Annotated in this window: 11 protein-coding genes; 7 read left to right on the forward strand and 4 right to left on the reverse strand. The window is 54.2% G+C overall.

All coding sequences use genetic code 11. The features are described from left to right. Window positions 1-45: 45 nt before the first annotated feature. On the reverse strand, window positions 46-2,052 hold the full coding sequence (locus Poly59_RS16155) for a LamG-like jellyroll fold domain-containing protein (protein WP_146535104.1): 2,007 nt from the start codon (window positions 2,050-2,052) through the stop codon (window positions 46-48). A 317-nt stretch (window positions 2,053-2,369) separates the two neighbouring features. Between Poly59_RS16155 and Poly59_RS16160 the strand changes: the two genes are divergently transcribed. Further along, the gene (locus tag Poly59_RS16160) at window positions 2,370-3,407 is read left to right on the forward strand and encodes an endonuclease/exonuclease/phosphatase family protein (protein ID WP_146535105.1); all 1,038 of its coding nucleotides are present in this window, start codon (window positions 2,370-2,372) and stop codon (window positions 3,405-3,407) included. A gap of 54 nt (window positions 3,408-3,461) precedes the next feature. Here the strand turns inward: Poly59_RS16160 and Poly59_RS16165 are convergent, their stop codons facing one another. The 3 genes from Poly59_RS16165 to Poly59_RS30210 all read right to left on the reverse strand — a co-directional run bounded on the left by Poly59_RS16165 (window position 3,462) and on the right by Poly59_RS30210 (window position 5,292). Continuing rightward, window positions 3,462-3,776: a cupin domain-containing protein gene (locus Poly59_RS16165; protein WP_146535106.1), complete on the reverse strand. Its 315-nt coding sequence runs from the start codon at window positions 3,774-3,776 to the stop codon at window positions 3,462-3,464. A gap of 64 nt (window positions 3,777-3,840) precedes the next feature. Beyond that, complete coding sequence (locus Poly59_RS16170; RefSeq protein ID WP_146535107.1) at window positions 3,841-4,692, reverse strand: YwiC-like family protein; 852 nt, start codon at window positions 4,690-4,692, stop codon at window positions 3,841-3,843. A gap of 222 nt (window positions 4,693-4,914) precedes the next feature. Then, entirely contained in the window at window positions 4,915-5,292 is a 378-nt protein-coding gene (locus tag Poly59_RS30210) for a GxxExxY protein (protein ID WP_246151694.1), read from the reverse strand. A gap of 427 nt (window positions 5,293-5,719) precedes the next feature. Between Poly59_RS30210 and fucP the strand changes: the two genes are divergently transcribed. The 6 genes from fucP (at window position 5,720) to Poly59_RS16200 (ending at window position 14,609) form a co-directional block, all read left to right on the forward strand. After that, entirely contained in the window at window positions 5,720-7,180 is a 1,461-nt protein-coding gene (gene fucP, locus Poly59_RS16180; RefSeq protein WP_146535108.1) for an L-fucose:H+ symporter permease, read from the forward strand. A 21-nt stretch (window positions 7,181-7,201) separates the two neighbouring features. Further along, window positions 7,202-7,486, forward strand: a complete 285-nt coding sequence (locus tag Poly59_RS29595; protein ID WP_186776305.1) for a hypothetical protein — start codon at window positions 7,202-7,204, stop codon at window positions 7,484-7,486. Continuing rightward, window positions 7,483-8,844: a vWA domain-containing protein gene (locus Poly59_RS16185; protein WP_146535109.1), complete on the forward strand. Its 1,362-nt coding sequence runs from the start codon at window positions 7,483-7,485 to the stop codon at window positions 8,842-8,844. The genes Poly59_RS29595 and Poly59_RS16185 overlap by 4 nt, the downstream gene beginning before the upstream one ends. 40 nt (window positions 8,845-8,884) lie before the next feature. Next, on the forward strand, window positions 8,885-11,485 hold the full coding sequence (locus Poly59_RS16190; protein ID WP_146535110.1) for a tetratricopeptide repeat protein: 2,601 nt from the start codon (window positions 8,885-8,887) through the stop codon (window positions 11,483-11,485). A gap of 101 nt (window positions 11,486-11,586) precedes the next feature. Continuing rightward, window positions 11,587-13,545 (forward strand): fructose-bisphosphatase class III, encoded by a 1,959-nt coding sequence (locus tag Poly59_RS16195; protein ID WP_146535111.1) that lies wholly within the window; start codon window positions 11,587-11,589, stop codon window positions 13,543-13,545. A gap of 62 nt (window positions 13,546-13,607) precedes the next feature. Then, window positions 13,608-14,609 carry a family 43 glycosylhydrolase gene (locus tag Poly59_RS16200; protein WP_146535112.1) on the forward strand — a complete coding sequence of 334 codons (1,002 nt, stop codon included), beginning with the start codon at window positions 13,608-13,610 and terminating at the stop codon, window positions 14,607-14,609. Window positions 14,610-14,682: the final 73 nt, after the last annotated feature.

The following is a 14,682-nucleotide window of genomic DNA, read 5'->3' on the forward strand; positions in this document are numbered from 1 at the left end:
AACTCTGGCGTAACGCGTACGCCGGTCGCTTCGCTGCGTCCTATTCTACTCGGCCGGGACAAGTCGGTCGTCAGACCCCAACAATCCCATCGTTGCCGAACTGCTGTGGTCTAGCACAAACGGCCCAAGAGTCCGGTCCAAGTGCATCAGCAATCTGGTCGCAGGAGTGACTTCATGACGTTTTTCGGGCGTAAAGTCGGCTTCGTAGGCGGCGCCTTCGGTGATGCGAACTTCATTGATTTTGCCAAGAAAACCTCGCACCGCTGATCCGTTTTCGTTCGTGTCTGCACCGATATACAGCGGCAAATCGTTACGAGTTCGTTTTCCGCTAGCGGTTTTCGAACCGGCCAATTTTCCGTCCACATAGACGCGTACTTCGGTTCCGTCGTACAAGCCGGCGACATGCGTCCACTTATGGTTGAGCATCTTTTTCGTTGCTTTCGCACTGACGTATTTGCCGTTCAAGTGGACGTCAAACTGTGGCACACCTTCGTCGATGAAGATCGCAAACTCGCTGCCCTGTGTTTTGGCGATCGCACCTCGCATCCCAGCCGATTGGTCGGGATTGAACCAAGCTTCTACGGTGAACGGTCCATCGGGCAGATTCAATTCGGACGATTCGATTCGGACTGCATCCTGTTCGGTCGTCATGTTCAAACATCGATCAGGTTGGTTGGCAAAATAATCAGCAGGGACCGCCGACAAACGCATCGAAACAGGTGTCAGGACAGGTGGCATCGCGATTCGCGCCGATTCGCCAACGTATTCCATGTCCAAGCGAATTTTGGGAACACTCAACGTCGATTCAGGGTCAGCCAAGCGACGAAGTGCCACCTCGATGACTTTGGATTCGCCCGACTGGATCTTAAAGTGATCATGGTCAAGCGATGATTTCCAATCCGTCCCGATTTGATCCAACGATACCGTCAAGTCGACTGGCCGAAGTGCCGGGTTCTTGATCTCGAACGTCACCGAACCGGACGCCGATCCATCGACTTGCAGTTGCATTTGGTGATCAGTCTGTTCAGGTCGAATTCGTTGTGCCTTTTCGATTTCAGCTAGAAATTCGGGTGTGAATTCAGTCGGGTCGATGACCGATCCGATTGGCAGCGCCGCGACGGTCACGCCGGCCGGGCGAACTGTAACCACGTTTAAGTGATGCAAGTATCCGGCGCCTGGGATTTCGGCTGACAAGTGACCGCCGGTCGTCGCCAGGGTGTAGTACGCAATGCCATCTTTGGGACCATCGAAACGCATGTGGTGAATGTGTCCGGCGAACACGGCTGAGACATTGCCCGCAGATTTCAGCATTTCATGAACGACGTCCCAGTTGCCGCCCGTGTATCCACGGCCTGTCCATCGCGGGTGGTGCAAAAAGACGAAAACGTGGGCAGCCGATTTGTGTTGTTCGAGCGCTTTGCGAAGGAAGTCGAGCTGTTCATCGCTCATCGTTTGCAGCTTGCCGGAATTGAATCCCTTGACGTTCTTTTCGCGGTCGCCCTCGTCACTGTACAGAACAACGAACGCTGAATTCTTGTGTGCGAACGAATACCACAGCGGACCGAAATGCTTTTCGTAGCTTGCTTCGTGTTCGCCCTGCGGCGGCTCGGTCCTGCCTCGCCAATAGACGTCGTGGTTGCCAGCGACCGGGAACCACTTCATTTTCAACTGGTTCATGATGTCCTTGTATTCGGTCATCTGCTCCATCCACTCTTCCGTCTCGTTGTACCCCTGGATCAGGTCACCGACGGTCATCACCATGTCGGGATCCAGCAAGTTGGTATCGGCAACGGCTTGTTCAAGGACACGCAAGCCTTCGGGAACTCCGCCCGTACGATCGCCGTACACAATGAACTGAAAAGCGTCTTCCTCTTTTGCCATCGGCAAGGTACGCGATTCGCCGCGAGTGGTGAAAATTGCCTTCCCCGATTCATGATCGTGCGAATGTTCGCCTTGGCCGTCGTGAGCCAGAGCGGCTGTGGGAACGATTGAACAAACCAGCAGGAAAGCAATCTGAAAAGCGGGGATTGGCAACGGCGATCGGATCGGCATCGTGGAGTTCTTTTGTCGGGAGAGTGAAAATAGACAATTGTCTGGCGGGAGTTCTTCTCCGCACACTTTAACCGGTCTCCCGTCTGTTTGCTGGTCCACAAGGCAGTGAACATTCTGTGAAATCGGCGTGAACCTGTTGGGTAGGATAGGTTCGGACGGCGTTTTATGCGGTGTGATGCTGCAACATGCAGCGTCTCGCTGGTGACGATGCTGGAAACCGTATTGATTCCTGAGTCTGTACCAATCGGCGACGGCAGTCCAGAATGATGTTTCGTGTTCGCCCCACTCGCCTTTACTTTTTGTTGGATTCGCTTTTCGTGCACACATCGAAAACTACCTCGCAAACTATTTCCATCGCCCGCACCTTCGCCTGCCTGCTGGTCATGTCGGTTGTCGTTCTGGTGACTGGCGGTTGTGATCCCGCGCCGGTGTCCGTGTCTTCGTCGACACCGGCTGAAATTCCGGCTGCGACCGTTGCTGAATCGATTCCGCAGCCCAAGGCGATTGATGCGACAGTCGACGCGCCGCTGGATCAGCCGACCAACGCTTGGGGCGAATTGATTTCGGTTGTGCCTAGCGAATTTCCGGATGACGATGCGATCCGAGTCTTGGCCTGGAACATTGAATCCGAAGGCGCCAACGCCGATACGATTGCCGACCAGATCATGGCGCTGCCGCGTTACGACATCTATGGATTTTCGGAAGTGCGTCCGCAAGATTTTGCGACGATCCGTGATCGCTTGGGCAACGACTATGCCTGTCGATACAGCAAGTCGGGGTACAACGACCGGTTGGCCTATGCGATTCGCAAAGACCGCTTCCAGATCGTGAACCAATACGAATTGAAAGAGTTCGAATCTCACACGCTGAATCCGGGAAACTACCGTTCGCCGTACATCACCGAAGTGAAGGACATCAAGACGGGACGTGAGTTGACGCTGGTGCTGAACCACTTGGCTCGAGGGAAAGCCGAAATTCGCCAGGCACAAGCGGCGGGATTGAGTGCCTGGGCAGCATCGCTTGGCGACACGCCGCTGATCGCGATCGGCGACTATAACTTCGATTACGTTTTCGCGACCGACAAAGGCAACGATGCGTTTGACGTGTTTTTGAAAAACGACGTCGTCAAATGGGTACGTCCAACGCCGATGGTGGATTCAAACTGGTTCGACGGAAACGGCGACGGAGTCGATGACTATCCGGGGTCGCTGCTGGACTTTGTCTTCGTCGGCGGCGAGGCAAAGACATGGAAGTCGGAATGCCGCGTCCTAGTACGTGAAGGCGACTTCCCTGACGACAAAATCACCAGCGATCACCGCCCGGTTGAGTTCACGATCTTACCGCAGGCGAATTAACGCTGGCGGGATCCCCAACTTCAAACCGCTGTACGCGAAGGCAGACGAATCTGCTTACTTTGCCATCGTGATGATCACGACGCTGTCCGTTGTCGCGGTCAACGAGTGCAATTCGCCAGCGCTCAGGCTGATCAGATTGCCGGCATTCATTGCAAATGATTCCTCCGACGCGGTGAACGCGACTCGGCCACTCAGACACAGCACCGTGATCTCTTTGGCCGCTTTGTGTTCGGGAATCGTCTTGCCAGCCGGCATCGCAAGTCGCATGTGCTTGAATGATTCGTTCTGTAATACCAACTTCGGTTTTCCTTCCGGCTCGCCGCTTGCAATGGATAGGTCGAACATTTTGGTCGGTTGATTGTCGTTCATCGTGGTTCTCGTAAGAGGGCGTATCGGAAAAAGAATCAAAGGTTTAAACGGCTCGTTCGATCCACTACGTGATCGTTATCATCCAGGCTGCGGACGCGGCCGTGCCAACCACCAATGTCCAACCCACTCGTTTGAGTTGCTTGGCCGGCGGCGGAAAGATTAACAGTAACAAGCTCATCGCCAACATCGGTGCCGTCACGATTGCGATCGAGTGTCCAGCAAATACGATGCTGCCCGCCAACGCCACCAGCGCCAAGATCGCGATCCAGTGAGTCACACGTGGCGACCGTTTTTGCGCTGCGATGACGCTGCGAACGGCCATTGTTGTTGACGTGAATCCAATCAACCACATCGCCCACAACTGTATCGCAAGGGCGGGCGAAGTCGGACCGGCAAGCAGTATCGGGACACAGGGAACCGACAAGCCGACGACGCCCCAAAGTTGACCGACCGCAGTGCGATGACATCCAGCGATCGCGATGATAAAGCTGACCACGGCCATCAACAAACAAGCGACCAACGACAAGCGAACGTCGTTGGTGCCCAACGCCATCGCCGTGCTGCCACAGAAAATCATCATGCCAACTAGTAACAACGTTCGCTTTCTCGCCGCCGGCGTGGTTCGCTGTGCACGTGAACCGCGGTGACCAAGAGCAACCACGAGCGGTTCGTGCGCCATGAAGCCGGCGATCGATGCGGCTGCAACGCAAACGCCCACCACCGTCGCACCGGCAATCAACAGCGATGTGACAATCGGAATTCCCAGAATCGCATACGCGCCGTGCTCTTTCGGCTTCAACTTGGCCGCCGTTTCGAAACTACGTCGCGGCTTGTTCGGGACATGACCTGGATCTGGTTGAGTGATCGTGGCTGTTGGTTCCGCCGCTTCGATCGGCTGAAGGGTTCCGGTTGTCATGAGTGGACTGCTTCGAATTCGCGTTGATGATGAAAGTGCTGGGTTGCGTAGGGCGTGACCTTATTCCGACGTCGAATTCCCCACGCAATCAAGCGCTGTGGGGTCAGTCTAATCTAATCTGCATGGCGGTGTGTAGAATAGGCGGCGTGGATAGCCCCGTGGCAAGCGGCGTGGATAGCCCCGTGGCAAAAGGGCACGCTCATGCGACGCATCACAAGTTGTTCACGACATGATGAATGCCATTTTGACCAAGTGCTCATCGAAGTTGATCAGCCTACCCAACATCAGGTTGCGCAGCCTCAGATAGGTTGGCACTCGGGTTGCGGAGATCGCGTTGTATTGCGAGACCGCCTTGCTCTCGACGATAACCAAGTCATTGACCACAAAGTTGATCCGAAGCGGTGTGGAAAGCGTGACGTCTTTGTAATGAATGTGTGTTTGCGTTTGACGTTTGACTTCGCATCCAGATTGCTTCGGTTCGTAGGCAAGGGCTTCTTCGTAGACGGATTCAAGCAGTCTCCTTGGCCGCCAAGAGTTCGATGAACTTCGATTGCAGTCGTAACGATGATCTTGTTGATTTCGTTCTCGTTCATTGGTCACTAAAAGTTCGCAGAGTGGTTTTGTCTTAAAAAGCGAAGCACATTTTCGAACGCAAATCCGCAGAAACGGAAAGATTATTGATCCACTCGGGTGCTTTCCTTTGCGTCCTCGCGGCTTGGCGGCTTTGCGTTTCCAGGTTGTTAGAATCTGCGATTCGCCCGATGCGAGATTGGGCACAGGCGTCTGAACGTCTGGCTGGGCAAGGTTTGCGGATTGCCTCTTCAGAATATGGGTGCAAGTGTCGCAAATTGCCTCCCAGGTGCCGCAAAACTGTATCTTGGCGGCTGCCTTTTTCAGTAATATGTGCTGTTCAGCGTGCACAGAGGGTGCCGCAAATGCTTCTCGTGGACTTTTCACGCTGCAATCAATCGCGCCAGTCATACCGCCCTTCGGCGCCGACGACTGTGTGCCATCAGGAACCGATTCAATGACTGATCACGACGCTCAATCCGACGGTAGTGTTACCGACGACAGACGTACTGACTTGCCTGTGGTGCCTCGCAAGTTCCTTTATCCCTTCGTGATTGTGACAACGCTGTTCGCGTTGTGGGGATTCGCCAACGATATCACCAACCCGTTGGTGCGAGCGTTCAAAGAGATCTTTTTAATCAGCAACGCACAAAGTAGCCTGGTTCAGTGGGCTTTCTATGGCGGCTATGCAACGATGGCGATCCCGGCGGCTCTGGTGATCCGCAAGGTCTCGTACAAGTCGGGGATCATCATCGGTCTGTTGCTTTACGCGATCGGCGCGCTGCTGACGATACCCGCCAGTTTGTTGATGGACTTCAATATTTTTCTGGTTGGGTTTTACGTGCTGACCTTTGGTCTCGCGTTCTTGGAAACGACCGCGAACCCGTACATTTTGTCGATGGGACCTCGCGAGACTGCGACGCAGCGGTTGAACCTTGCACAAGCTTTCAACCCGATCGGATCGTTGACCGGGATGGTTGTCGCAAGCACGTTCATTTTGCCAGGACTACAAGTCTCCGAGTTTCGTGACGCCCAACAAAAGGCTCACCCCGAATACGCCACGATGTTGCCCAGTGAAGTTGATGGATTGATCACGCAAACGATGGTGCAGCACGCCGAAGATCAACCCGAAGCGCGGCAAGAAATGGTGGCTCACGATTTGAGCGTGGTGAAGACGCCGTACGTCGTCATCGCGATGGTCGTGCTTGCGATGTTGGTCGTCTTTGCAGTCTCGAAACTGCCGGACACGGGTGGCGAAGAAGACGAGATCGCAATCATGACGCTAATGAAGCACTTGATGACCAATTGGCAATACGTTGGCGGTGTCATAGCACAAGCGTTTTACGTGGGCGCACAAATCATGTGCTGGACGTTCATCATTCACTACGGCATGACGCTGGTGGGACTCAGTGCGGCACAGGCCCAGAACTACAATATTGTTGCGATGGTGATCTTCTTGGCCAGTCGGTTTATCTGCACCTTCATCCTGAAATTCCTCTCGCCTGGATTGTTGTTGGGGATTTTGGCGGTGGGTGGCTGCTTGCTGACAATCGGAGCGATTTTCGTTCAAGGGTTGCCGGGTTTGTATTGCCTGATTGCTGTTTCAGCGTGCATGTCGTTGATGTTTCCGACGATCTATGGCATCGCGCTGAGCGGGTTGACGCCGAATGATGCTAAGTTGGGTTCGGCCGGCTTAATCTTTGCGATTGTTGGCGGTGCCTTCATGCCTCGATACCAAGGCGCTTTGATCGACGGCGAAGGGATGACGATTGCAGGGCAAGCTTTAGAGTCCGTTCGCGTTTCGTTCTTTTTGCCACTGATCTGTTTCGTTGTCATCGCGATCTTCGGTTTCGCGGTCTACTTGTTCGCTGGCAAACAGGATTCGGGTCATAGCAGTGCCAAGGGAGCAACCGCATGATGCCGGTGGTGGGCACGGCAGATGGCTCACGTTGAACGTTTCAAGATCCGCATCGCGATGACGAACAATGGTGGGTACTCAACGACTGATTCAGCGTTAATTATCCTGACGGAAAACGCAAACTTTGGAGCTCGGATGATCGAAAGATTCAAGCCAATCACAGCCGTGGTTAATGCTGATGTGATCGAGGTGATCGTCCGCCCCGAACGAGATGCACGTAGTGCCAAACTAAGGCCCCCAACCGCCACCGCATTCTCAATCGATAGCGGTGCGGAGGATTTCCGGCGGATGGGGAGCTCGTCATGACAGTCACGTCATCGCCGGCTAGTTTCGACGATGAATTGGTTGTTGTTTCGAACGGCAACGAGTTCTTGCGCATCGTGAGTGAAGATTTGCCAGCCGCTACGGCGGGCGGTTTTTATAGGCCACAAGACCGCGGTTTGACCATCGTCAGTGACGGCGAGAGCCCGTTTGAGATTCCGGCCGCTCAGTTGGAATGGGCCAAGGCGAACGGTTTCCGCGACGTAATGAGGACGCCGTTGTCGACCGGCGATTTCCAGGACAAGACTGCCGCCATTGATCTTGAGTATCTGAACGAATTGAGCGTGGGCAACGTCGAATCGCACGACGAGATCGCTAGCGAGTTGGAAGGCATCGAAGGTTGGCGGCGCGGTTTGCTGCGTTTGCGGTTCTGGATGGACGCGCGGCGTGCCCAGTTGGGCCGACAACTTGGTGGCGCCGGGATCAGTGTTCTGGTGCACGTCGCTGTGATTTTGTTGCTGGCGAGTTTTGTGTTCATTGAAGAACAGCCTGAGATGCTGGGATTCGTTGCGTCAGTTTCATCGACGGATGACGTCATCGACGAAGTCATCGTGGATGTAACACCGCTCGAGATTGCCGAACCAATAGACGTCGCCCAACCGGATCCCCAGCCCGAGCCGAGCGAGGTGCCAATGGAGCTGATAGACGTGGTTCCGGACTTGGCGGGCGTGATTGTCGGCGAAGCGATCAAACCACCGGCCAAGCCCGTCACCAGCCCAACGCAGAAGCCGGTCACGCCGACGGTTTTCGGCAGCCAAATGGCGGCAACGAATTACGTTTTCGTGATCGACAATTCCAACAGCATGACCAAGGGCCGATTTGAAACGGCGCTCTATGAATTGATGTTGACGATCAACCAACTGACACCCAAACAGCGGTTCTATGTGATCTTCTACAGCGACACGGCCTATCCGATGATGCATCCGGATGCGGTGCTGAAGTTGGTTCCTGCGACCGACCGCAACAAGCAGTATCTGTTTCAGTGGTTGCAGACGGTGCCGCTGTGTTTGAAAACGAATGGGAAGGAAGCGATCGGGGCTGCATTCCGGCTTGAGCCTGACGTGATCTATGTGCTTGGCGACGGCGCGTTCACGGACAAAGCGGCCCAGTTCTATGCGTCGCGACCGAACCCGCGAGTGATCGTTCACACGCGAGGAATGGAAGTGAAGCCATCGGACGCGGTGGAGTTCAAGAAGCTAGCCAATGCCCACCGTGGAACTTACAAGGACGTAGGTGTTTCGCCTCAGGGAGTCCAGATGGCGAAACAGTATCCACGCCCACGAAACAATATCCGCGGACCTGTTTGGGGACTCACACTTCCGGTAACGGCCAACAAGAAATGATACAAATGCTCGCGTCCCCGCCAGCCCGAGTTGTCCAAGCATGAATCATCGTGGACAGTGTCCCGCATGCCACAGGGTTGTTGAAATTGAATCCGAGGATCTGCCAAGTTCGGTCCGCTGTGATTGTGGGACCAAGTTGATCGCGCTGTGTGCCGCCAGCATGGCGGAATTGCCGTTTCACTGTGATGCGTGCGGTGTGTCCTTCGTGGTCGAACCCGGCGACGTTGGCGATCTGATCACTTGCGATTGTGGTGCAAAGATCGAAGTTCTCGACGCTGTGATGCGTGCTCCGATGAAGGCGGTGGAGCGTTCCGATCAATTCGAATGTGGGGCGGCACCTAGGACCGCGAACGATCCGAAGCTTATGGGCGATAGCGATCCTGTGTCGGCAAAGTCGAACGTTGATGAGGAGGATCTCTTTCGCGAGGCAAAGACGTCTGGACGCCGAACGAATTGGTTGCCGGTCGCAGGCATGGCTGCGGTGATTGGCTTTTTTCTGTTCTCTGTCGGCGCATTTGTTCTCAGTCGACGAGCAAATGATCTAGATGATCAAAACAACAAATCGAGGCAACCTGCAGCGACTACGAAATCAACACCGCCATTGGCCGACCAGAAGCTAGACCGACGCTTGTTGGCAAAGCTGCTTGTCGAAGTTCCTGATCCCCAAACAGAATCGAGCCGCGGAATTGAATCGTCAAACATCGCGAGTCTGGTGGGGTCGGCGACTGATACAAAGAAACGTGTGTCGAAAGACGAGATCGCAACGCGGCAACGGCGTTCGCCCTACGGTGGTCCCGTAGCGAAACGCAACGTTCAGCTACCGAAAGCCGGCTTACCGCGCCCGCGTATCGAGGAGGTTCCGGTGGATCGTCCCCGTCTAGCTTTGGAAGCTGCCTATCGGGACATGTTTGAAAGCTATGAAGTGTTAGGTGCGTTCGACGAGAAAGAGAAAGCTGACCTGAGTGATGACTACCGAAAAACGCTTGGCGAAACGCTCTTTCTTTGCCGTCATGCTTTCCAGATCGCACAGGCGGAAAAGGACCAAACCAAAGTCAATGAACTGACTTACCTGCTTGCGTATCTTTCTTACACTGCAGGGCAAGTGATCGAAGCAAGCATCTATGGTGAAATGGCGGCTCGATGGGGATCACCCAGAGACGCAGCGACACGTGAGGCTGCGATGATCGCGATCGCCGCTTGCCAGGAAGCCAACGCGTGCCACTGGGGAATTGCCGACAAACTTGGTGAGCTGGATCAACAGAGAATGGTTGCTGAGATCGTTCAACAGCGCTGGCCCGATAACGATCAGCTCGATGCCATTTGGATGCATCTGGCCCAGTCGTATTTCGCGTTCGGGAAGCCGCGGTTGGCAGCCGAGACATTTTTAAAAATCAAAAATGGATCGGACCAGTTTGAGTCGGCGCAGTTGGCAGCCGGGAATGCGTATTGGTCCTATTTTATTGATCAAGCAAGCGCTACAGATCCGGCCCCCAAAGAGATGGTGTCGCTGTTGAAGTTGGCGGAAAAGCATCTTCGCGTTGCGGTCACTTTGATGCAGCAGAAAAAGGGGGCGTCGCCAACGACGAATCTGGTTTCGGCAAAACTTCTGCTCTCGAAAGCGGCAGAACGTCTTGGCAAGGAAGGCGAAGCATTACGCTGGCTCGAGGCGGGGCCGATGGCAGTCACCCGAACGATCACGACAGAATCGAAAAAGAGAAGAGGCAAAGTTCAAATCGACAAAAGGACTGCTGACGCGGTGTTCGATACTTTGTACCGAATCAAAGTTTCTAGCGGAAAATGGAACGAAGCCTACCAGTCGCTCGTCAAACTTGATGCTAAGTCGCATCCCGAAATTGGATCACGATACACGGCGATTGCCAAAGGGCTGATCAAAAACGTGGAACAGACCGGCACTGTCTCGGAAGCCCAGGTGGGGCTGCTCAGGAAACTATTCGACGCGGTGGCGAAGCACGACGCCGAACGATCCGATTCGATGCAAGTTTGGGTCGGGCAATCTTGGGCGACCGTCGGTACGAAAGCGGATTCGGACAAGCTGTCGAATGCTTGTCTGCAGAACGCCGAACGTGCATTTGAAAACGCAATGAATCAACCGGACTTTCCCGAGTCGTCTCGATTGACGGTAACGTTGCTGCGAGCGGATTTGTTTCAGCGATCGGGTAACCCCATGGCATCACTGGAAATGATTCGCGAGGTCTTGAAGACTTCACCGAACGCAGTCACGCTGCAAGTGCGTGCCGCAAAACTGCTGCAAGAAATCGCTTTCGAACAAGACAACGTTGGCGGAATATTGGAAGCCATCAACGGCCCGCCGAAGCTGCCGGCCAATGGCGAATCGTCGCCGATTTGGGGATGGGTCAAAGTATCCAACGTGTTGCATCAACTCAGCTACTCGGACAATGCGACTGACGAGCATAAGACGTTGTCCCACGAGGCAAATTATCATCTGGCTCGGTGCCAATGGTTGTTGGCTAAGCTAACTCAGGATTCTTCGCAGCGTGAGAGCCAATTCAGAAAACTAAAGTCTCAGCTTTCTCGCCGGATAACGCTATCGGGTACTGATCCGGGCCAAGGCGACGTTTGGCAAGTGGGGCTGGAGTCTCTGCTAGAAAAAATCGAATGAGTCCGAACGCCTTGCGTCTTCGAAATCAAAACGTCAACGAATTGGCGACGATCGTTGATCTAACAAACATCTTCCCGAATCACGACCAAAAACGCTGAGTTATGCCCAATCCTTCTGACAAGTCACTAACCGTTCTCCGACCGCTCGCCGAGCGGTTTCCGAATGTCGATTCTGCGATGGCCGAAATCGCTAGGCTCGCGGCCATCCGGACTCTGCCCAAGGGCGCCATCCATGTGATCAGCGATATTCACGGCGAGGATCAGAAACTGCGCCACGTGATCAACAACGCTTCGGGATCATTACGGCCTCTGGTCGAGAAAATGTTCGGCGACCACATGGACGCCGACGAGTTTCGCGATTTTCTTACACTGATTTTTTATCCTCCGGAGGTCATCAAAGTCCTGCGGCAGAAGCCGTTCACCGACGAGGAATTACGATCGTATGCGACGACGACGCTTCGAAATCTCTTCGAACTTGTTCGCGTACTCGCAGCCGGGTACAGCCTAAAGCGAGCTATCGGAATTTTTCCGGTGGAGTATCGCGAGTTGTTCTCCGAAATGTTGCATGAACCGACCACGTCGCGTCGTCAGGAATTCATTTCGGCGATCGTCAATGAACTTGCCAACCGCGACCGTGTTTGGAACCTGATCCACGTTACCGGGCGGTTGGTCCGTAACCTTGCCATCTACGAATTGATTATCGGCGGCGACTGTTGGGATCGCGGTCCACGTGGTGATCGCGTCGTGGATTATCTGCGTCAACAGCCAAATGTTTCGTTTGTCTGGGGCAACCACGATGTCGCGTGGCTTGGAGCCCATCTTGGGCATCCGGCACTGATCTGCAACGTGTTGCGAGTGTCGCTGCGTTACCGCCGGATCACGCAGATCGACGAAGGCTATAGCATTCCGCTGACTTCACTCGAGCATCTCGCGCAAAACGTTTACGGTGACGACCCCGCCGTGCACTTCATGCCAAAGAGCACCGGACTGCGTTCGATGGAGATGGTCGCACGGATGCAAAAGGCCGCGGCCGTGATGCAGTTTAAGCTCGAAGGCCAAATGTTGCAGCGTCGCCCCGAATGGGAACTGGATCACCGGCGTCTGTTGCACTTGATCGACTATGACAACGGATCGATCGATTTGGGCGGCACACAATATCCGCTGCGTGACACATATTTCCCTACCATCGATCCGAAAAATCCGTACCAGCTTTCCGCCGAAGAAGAACTTTGTCTAAAAGGCCTCCGGCACTCCTTTGTCAGCAGCCAAAAGCTAGGCGAGCAGATGCGGTGGCTTGTCAGCCATGGGGCGATGTATTTGATTCGTGACAATCACTTGATTTTTCACGCCTGTTTGCCGGTCGACGAAGACGGCGAATTTCTGTCCATGCAGATCGGTGGCGAATCAGTCAAGGGACGCGACATGCTGGTAGCCCTTGAAAAGCTGCTCGTCCGAGTCATGGATCGTCCCGAAGAAGCCGACTTGGACATTCTTTGGTATCTGTGGAGCGGTCCTTGTTCGCCGCTGTTTGGTAAGGACCGCATTGCGACATTCGAACGTGACTTCATTGCCGACAAGGCGTCACATCATGAGACGAAGAACCCCTACTTTGCCTTGATTCACGAAGAATGGTTCTGTGACAAGGTGCTCGCCGAATTCGACGTCGATACGAAAATGGGGATCATCGTCAATGGGCACGTGCCAGTCAAAGTCGACGAAGGCGAAAGCCCGCTGAAGAAGAGTGGCAAAGCGGTCACGATCGATGGAGCTTTTTCAGAAGCCTACGGTGACCGAGGTTACACGATGGTGATGGAAGCTGAGCGTACATTCCTGGCTCTACATCACCAGTTCGAATCGGTCGAAGCTGCTGTTCGCGACGGCGTCGACATCATTCCTAGCTTGACCGACATTCGGATTTGGGACACGCCGCGGCGAAACGCCGACACCGAACTGGGAACGCATTTCAGTTTCCAGATTGATTTGCTGGAACAATTGATCGAGGCCTACCGCAACAACGAAATCGCTCAGGCCGCGTTATCGTCCGGCGCACGTTTGGTGTGATCCAAAGCAAGCACTTTAGCTCGCAAAGTCAAATGGATTCCTTAACTAAGAAACTAAACTTCATGAAACGTACATCCATCGAACTATCATTTGCCGCTGCTCTGTTTGCAGTGACTTCCCTGGCCGCGGTTGCGGAAGATAGGCCCATCGGTACGGTAACAATTTCGTATAGCGATCTGTCGGGCATTGGTGCCGAAGAAGGCGTGATGCGGCGTGACCCAAGCGACATCGTCAAGGTCGACGGTATCTATTACGTCTGGTACTCGAAAGGCAAGATCTCGCCGGGTTACGATGCAACCATTTGGTGCGCGACATCGTCAGATGGCCACAAGTGGACCGAAAAAGGAATGGCACTCGCCAAAGGCGAAGCCGGAACGTGGGAAGGCGCGAGCGTGTTCACGCCGAACATTCTGGTTGCCGAGGATCGTTACTGGTTGTTCTATACCGGGACGTCGAGAACGTTTGGCAAAGGATTCAATCCAGATTCAAAAATCGGAATCGCGGTATCGGATTCACCTGATGGACCTTGGGAACGTCTTGCGACCAATCCGGCTTTACGGAATAGCGACAACGCAGACGACTTTGACAGCCACTTGATCGACGATGCCTGCCTGTTGGTTCGTGATGGAAGATACTGGTTCTATTATAAGGGCCGCCAGTTGGGAAAAAGTCCCGCTCAAACTCAGATGGGCGTCGCCATCGCGGACAAGCCCGAAGGGCCATACGTGAAGTATGAAAACAACCCCGTCATTCCAGGCAACCATGAAGTGATGGTTTGGCCACAGGACTCAGGAGTGGCCGCGATGATTGGCACCACTGGCCCGAAACCGATTACGCGTTCGATCCTTTACTCGGACGACGGTTTCCATTTCTCGAAGACTCACAACATCATCGCGGTTCCGACAGCAGCCGGCGCCTATCGCCCGGAAGCTTTCACACAGAGCGGCAAAGGAAAGCATATCGAGTGGGGTGTGCATATCGGCAAGCAAAAAGGATTCCTGCCGTTCGTCGAGCGTTTTGACGTTAAAGTTGAAGAGTCATTGTCGGACTCGCCTGATCGATGAGCCAACTGCCCTGTTTTTGCTTATCTGCACTTAAATCTATCCCGACCCATTTCTCCGCATCGAGAACCACGTC

The sequence above is a fragment of the Rubripirellula reticaptiva genome (assembly GCF_007860175.1).
GTDB lineage: Bacteria > Planctomycetota > Planctomycetia > Pirellulales > Pirellulaceae > Rubripirellula > Rubripirellula reticaptiva.

Coding starts and splice junctions, on each gene's coding strand:
- Poly59_RS16155 (WP_146535104.1), bottom strand. CDS start 2,052: ATGCCGATCCGATCGCCGTTGCCAATCCCCGCTTTTCAGATTGCTTTC.
- Poly59_RS16165 (WP_146535106.1), bottom strand. CDS start 3,776: ATGAACGACAATCAACCGACCAAAATGTTCGACCTATCCATTGCAAGC.
- Poly59_RS16170 (WP_146535107.1), bottom strand. CDS start 4,692: ATGACAACCGGAACCCTTCAGCCGATCGAAGCGGCGGAACCAACAGCC.
- fucP (WP_146535108.1), top strand. CDS start 5,720: ATGACTGATCACGACGCTCAATCCGACGGTAGTGTTACCGACGACAGA.
- Poly59_RS29595 (WP_186776305.1), top strand. CDS start 7,202: ATGGCTCACGTTGAACGTTTCAAGATCCGCATCGCGATGACGAACAAT.
- Poly59_RS16185 (WP_146535109.1), top strand. CDS start 7,483: ATGACAGTCACGTCATCGCCGGCTAGTTTCGACGATGAATTGGTTGTT.
- Poly59_RS16190 (WP_146535110.1), top strand. CDS start 8,885: ATGAATCATCGTGGACAGTGTCCCGCATGCCACAGGGTTGTTGAAATT.
- Poly59_RS16195 (WP_146535111.1), top strand. CDS start 11,587: ATGCCCAATCCTTCTGACAAGTCACTAACCGTTCTCCGACCGCTCGCC.
- Poly59_RS16200 (WP_146535112.1), top strand. CDS start 13,608: ATGAAACGTACATCCATCGAACTATCATTTGCCGCTGCTCTGTTTGCA.